Below are 4654 nucleotides of genomic sequence, written 5' to 3' on the forward strand. Positions count from 1 at the left end.
GGGTCACACCGGGTGGAGTGGTGGTGTGGGCCTGGGGGAGGGGTGCGATTGCAGGGGGGTCCAAGGGTTTGTGGGGCCCTGTACTTGGAATCCTCGCGTGTCCTCGACGTAAGCGTTCCGTGACCTTACCGCGTCGTCGACAGGGGTTCACCCGTCGTTCATTTATGGCCATCGGCGGCTTCACCTGTAATGCCTAATTTCGGCCTTGCTGGGTGTGGCGTGCAGCCCGAAGGGGGCTCACGCGGCACACGGCGAAAGCAGTCTGAGAGATGCAGCCCAAGACACGCTGGGATGCCGTTTCGAACGGCTGTATCCACCACTTCGCACGCCGCCTGGGACGGCGGCTCCTGGAAGGAATCCCCGAAAGTGAAGCTTCAGCGCAACCGGCTTCGCGCCCTTTCCCTCGGTGCTGTCGCGGTCTCCGGCGCCCTGGTCCTGACGGCGTGCGGTTCCGACGACAACACCGAGAGCACCGGCGGCGAGAAGGCGGCGGCTCCGAGCAACGTCAAGTGTGAGGACGCCAAGGGCCAGCTGCTGGCCTCCGGCTCCTCCGCCCAGGACAACGCCATGCAGCTCTGGGTGAAGAACTTCCAGCAGGCCTGCTCCGGCGTGGAGATCAACTACAGCCCCGACGGCTCCGGTGCCGGTATCACCAAGTGGCTGCAGGGCACCACCGCCTTCGCGGGCTCGGACTCCGCGCTCGACGAGAAGGAGACCGCGGACTCCAAGAAGGTCTGCAAGACCGGCCAGGGTGTCAACCTGCCGATGCTCGGCGGCCCGATCGCCATCTCCTACAACCTCAGCGGCGTGGACAACCTCGTCCTCGACGCCGAGACGATCGCCAAGATCTTCGACAGCAAGATCACGAAGTGGAACGACGCGGCGATCAAGAAGCTCAACCCCGACGTCGACCTCCCGGCCACCGAGATCCAGGCCTTCCACCGCTCGGACGAGTCCGGCACCACCCAGAACCTCGGCAAGTACCTGGGTGCCGCCGCCCCCGACGCCTGGAAGTACGAGGACGACAAGGCCTGGCCCGCCAAGGGCGGTCAGTCCGCGTCCGGCTCCTCCGGTGTCGCCAGCCAGGTCAAGGCGACCGACGGCGCGATCGGCTACTTCGAGCTCTCCTACGCCGAGAGCAACAACCTGCCCACCGTCAAGGTCGCCACCGGTGCCTCCGAGCCCGTCGAGGCCACCACGGACACCGCCTCCGCCGGTATCGCCGCGGCGAAGGTCGTCAACAGCAGCGACAAGGACATGTCGCTCGAGCTCGACTACACGACCAAGGAGGACGGCGCCTACCCGATCATCCTGGTCACCTACGAGATCGTCTGCGACAAGGGCAACAAGGCCGAGACCCTGCCCACCATCAAGGCGTTCCTGAACTACACCGCCAGCGAGGAGGGCCAGAAGGTCCTCAGCGACGCCGGCTACGCGCCGCTGCCGGACGAGATCGCCGCCAAGGTCCGCGAGATCGTTCCGACCATCGCCTGACCCACCGGGGCGGCCGGTTCCCGAGCAGTACGGACCGGCCGCCCCGTCCGGTGCACCGCCGCCAAGGAGTCCGAACCGGCTCGATGTCCGAGCCGGGACCGGACTCAGCAGACCGGAGAACGTCATGGACACCAAGACACCCACACAGTCCCCTCCCCCCACCGACCGAATAGAGCCGCAGAGCAGCTCCGCGAAGCCCGTCGTCAGGCCTGGTGACCGGGTCTTCTCGGGGCTTTCCAAGGGTTCGGGCATCACCCTGCTGCTGATCATGGCAGCCATCGCGGTCTTCCTCACCGTCCGCGCGATCAACGCCCTCGCGGACAACGACGCGAACTTCCTCACGTACGAGAACTGGCTGCCGCAGAACGAGCCGCCGATGTTCGGCATCGCCACGCTCGCCTTCGGCACGGTCGTCAGCTCGGTCATCGCCATGCTGCTCGCCGTGCCGGTCGCCATCGGTATCGCGCTGTTCATCTCGCACTACGCCCCGCGCAAGCTGGCCGCACCGCTCGCGTACGTCGTCGACCTGCTGGCCGCCGTGCCGTCGATCGTCTACGGCCTCTGGGGCGCGCTCATCCTCGTGCCCCACCTCGAGGGCCTGAACAAGTGGCTCGACGAGTACCTGGGCTGGACGTACATCTTCGACAAGACCGGTACCGGCCCCGCCCGCTCGCTGTTCACCGTGGGCATCCTGCTGGCGATCATGATCCTGCCGATCGTCACCAACGTCACCCGTGAGGTCTTCCTCCAGGTGCCCCGGATGCACGAGGAGGCCGCGCTGGCGCTCGGCGCCACCCGCTGGGAGACCATCCGGATGTCGGTGCTGCCCTTCGCGCGTTCCGGCATCATCAGCGCCTCGATGCTGGGCCTCGGCCGCGCCCTCGGCGAGACGATGGCCGTCGCCACCGTGCTGTCCCCGAGCTTCGTGATCTCCGGCAAGCTGCTGGACCCGGGCGGCGGTACCTTCGCGCAGAACATCGCCTCCAAGTTCAAGGAGGCGAACGGCTTCGGCCAGGACGCGCTGATCGCCTCCGGTCTCGTCCTCTTCGTCATCACCCTGCTGGTCAACGGCGCCGCCCGGTACATCATCGGCCGCCGCAAGGAGTACTCGGGGGCGAACGCCTGATGTCCCAAGCAACCGTCACCCCGCCCGGCGCGCCGGTCTTCGCCACCTCCCGGCTGCCCCGCTGGGCACCGGCCGTGATCGCCGTCGCCTCCGTCGCGCTCTCCGTCGGCATCAGCCTGGCCGCCGGCTGGGAGAGCAAGGTCCAGTGGGCCCTCATCGCCGCCCTGCTCTTCGTCCTCGGCTCGTACGTCGTCACGGCCCGCGTCGAGGGCCGGCGCCAGGCCAAGGACCGCGTCGCCACCAGCGTCGTCTGGGTCTGCTTCGTCCTGGCCATCGTGCCGCTGCTGTCCCTGACGTGGACCACCGTCAGCAACGGTGCGGAGGTCTTCGACGGCTACTTCCTCACCCACTCGATGAACGGTGTGCTCAACAACGAGCCCGGCGGCGGTGTCTACGCGGCGCTGCTCGGCACCATCGAGCAGGTGCTCATCGCGACCCTGATCGCCGCCCCCATCGGTCTGCTCACCGCGGTCTACCTGGTGGAGTACGGCAAGGGGAAGCTGGCCCGGGCCGTGACCTTCTTCGTCGACGTCATGACGGGTATCCCGTCGATCGTCGCGGGCCTGTTCGTGCTGTCGTTCTGGATCCTCATCCTCGGGTTCAGCTTCTCCGGCTTCGCCGGGGCGATGGCGCTGGCGATCCTGATGATGCCCGTGGTGGTCCGCTCCACCGAGGAGATGCTCAAGCTCGTCCCGAACGAGCTGCGTGAGGCCTCCCTCGCGCTGGGCGTACCGAAGTGGAAGACGATCATGAAGATCGTGGTTCCGACGGCGCTCGGCGGTATCACCACCGGTGTGATGCTGGCCGTGGCCCGTATCACCGGTGAGACGGCGCCCGTGCTGCTGCTGGTCTTCGGTTCGGACCTGATCAACGGCAACCCCTTCGAAGGCGCCCAGGACTCGCTGCCGCTGTACGTCTACAACCAGTACGCGATCGGGACGCCGCAGGCGATCGACCGTGCCTGGGCGGCGGCGCTCACCCTCATCGCCTTCGTCATGATCCTCAACCTGGTGGCCCGCGGGATCGCCCGCTGGAAGGCCCCGAAGACCGGTCGCTGACGCGGCCAGGCGTAACGAAGTCAGCGCAGCGACTGAAAGAAGCAGTGATCCACATGGCCAAGCGAATCGACATCAGCGGTCTGACCGCGTACTACTCGGCCTTCAAGGCCATCGAGGACATCTCGATGACGATAGAGCCGCGTTCGGTGACGGCCTTCATCGGCCCGTCCGGCTGCGGCAAGTCCACGTTCCTGCGCACGCTCAACCGGATGCACGAGGTCACGCCGGGTGGGCGTGTCGAGGGCAAGGTCATGCTCGACGACGAGAACCTGTACGGCTCCGGGGTCGACCCGGTGACGGTACGGCGCGAGGTCGGCATGGTCTTCCAGCGGCCGAACCCGTTCCCCACGATGTCGATCTTCGACAACGTGGCGGCGGGGCTGCGGCTCAACGGCTCGTACAAGAAGTCCGAACTGGCTGATGTCGTGGAGAAGTCGCTGCGGGGCGCGAACCTCTGGGACGAGGTGAAGGACCGGCTCAACCGGCCGGGGTCCGGGCTGTCCGGTGGTCAGCAGCAGCGGCTGTGCATCGCCCGGGCGATCGCGGTGGAGCCGAAGGTTCTGCTGATGGACGAGCCGTGCTCGGCTCTCGACCCGATCTCGACCCTCGCGATCGAGGATCTGATCGGGGAGCTGAAGGAGCGGTTCACGATCGTCATCGTGACGCACAACATGCAGCAGGCGGCGCGGGTGTCGGATCGGACGGCGTTCTTCAACCTTGCTGCGGTGGGGCAGCCGGGGAAGCTCATCGAGATCGATGACACGGAGCGGATCTTCTCGAATCCGTCGGTGCAGGCCACGGAGGACTACATCTCCGGGCGCTTCGGCTGATTGACCCCTCGCGGTGCTGCATGGCGGTGCCACCGTGAGGAAACAGGGCGGCCCGTCTCCGGTTTTCGGGGGCGGGCCCGCCTGTTTGCTGCGCCGGCTTCGCGGCTTTTCTCGCCCCCGCCGCCCCTACCCGTCCCATCCCCAGG

General features: G+C 67.1%; 4 protein-coding genes. All 4 read left to right on the forward strand.

Going from position 1 to position 4654, the window contains the following annotated elements; genetic code table 11:
• The first annotated feature begins 366 nt into the window (after positions 1-366).
• The 4 genes from pstS to pstB all read left to right on the forward strand — a co-directional run bounded on the left by pstS (position 367) and on the right by pstB (position 4508).
• Positions 367-1494, forward strand: a complete 1128-nt coding sequence (gene pstS / locus FNH04_RS41705) for a phosphate ABC transporter substrate-binding protein PstS (protein WP_322725392.1) — start codon at positions 367-369, stop codon at positions 1492-1494.
• A 124-nt stretch (positions 1495-1618) separates the two neighbouring features.
• Positions 1619-2620: a phosphate ABC transporter permease subunit PstC gene (gene pstC / locus FNH04_RS41710; RefSeq protein ID WP_152791450.1), complete on the forward strand. Its 1002-nt coding sequence runs from the start codon at positions 1619-1621 to the stop codon at positions 2618-2620.
• Positions 2620-3678, forward strand: coding sequence for a phosphate ABC transporter permease PstA (pstA, locus tag FNH04_RS41715; protein WP_152791451.1), 1059 nt, complete (start codon positions 2620-2622; stop codon positions 3676-3678). The genes pstC and pstA overlap by 1 nt, the downstream gene beginning before the upstream one ends.
• Positions 3679-3731: 53 nt before the next feature.
• Positions 3732-4508: a phosphate ABC transporter ATP-binding protein PstB gene (pstB, locus tag FNH04_RS41720; RefSeq protein ID WP_152791452.1), complete on the forward strand. Its 777-nt coding sequence runs from the start codon at positions 3732-3734 to the stop codon at positions 4506-4508.
• Positions 4509-4654 lie beyond the last annotated feature (146 nt).

The organism is Streptomyces phyllanthi (assembly GCF_009377205.1).
GTDB lineage: Bacteria > Actinomycetota > Actinomycetes > Streptomycetales > Streptomycetaceae > Streptomyces > Streptomyces phyllanthi.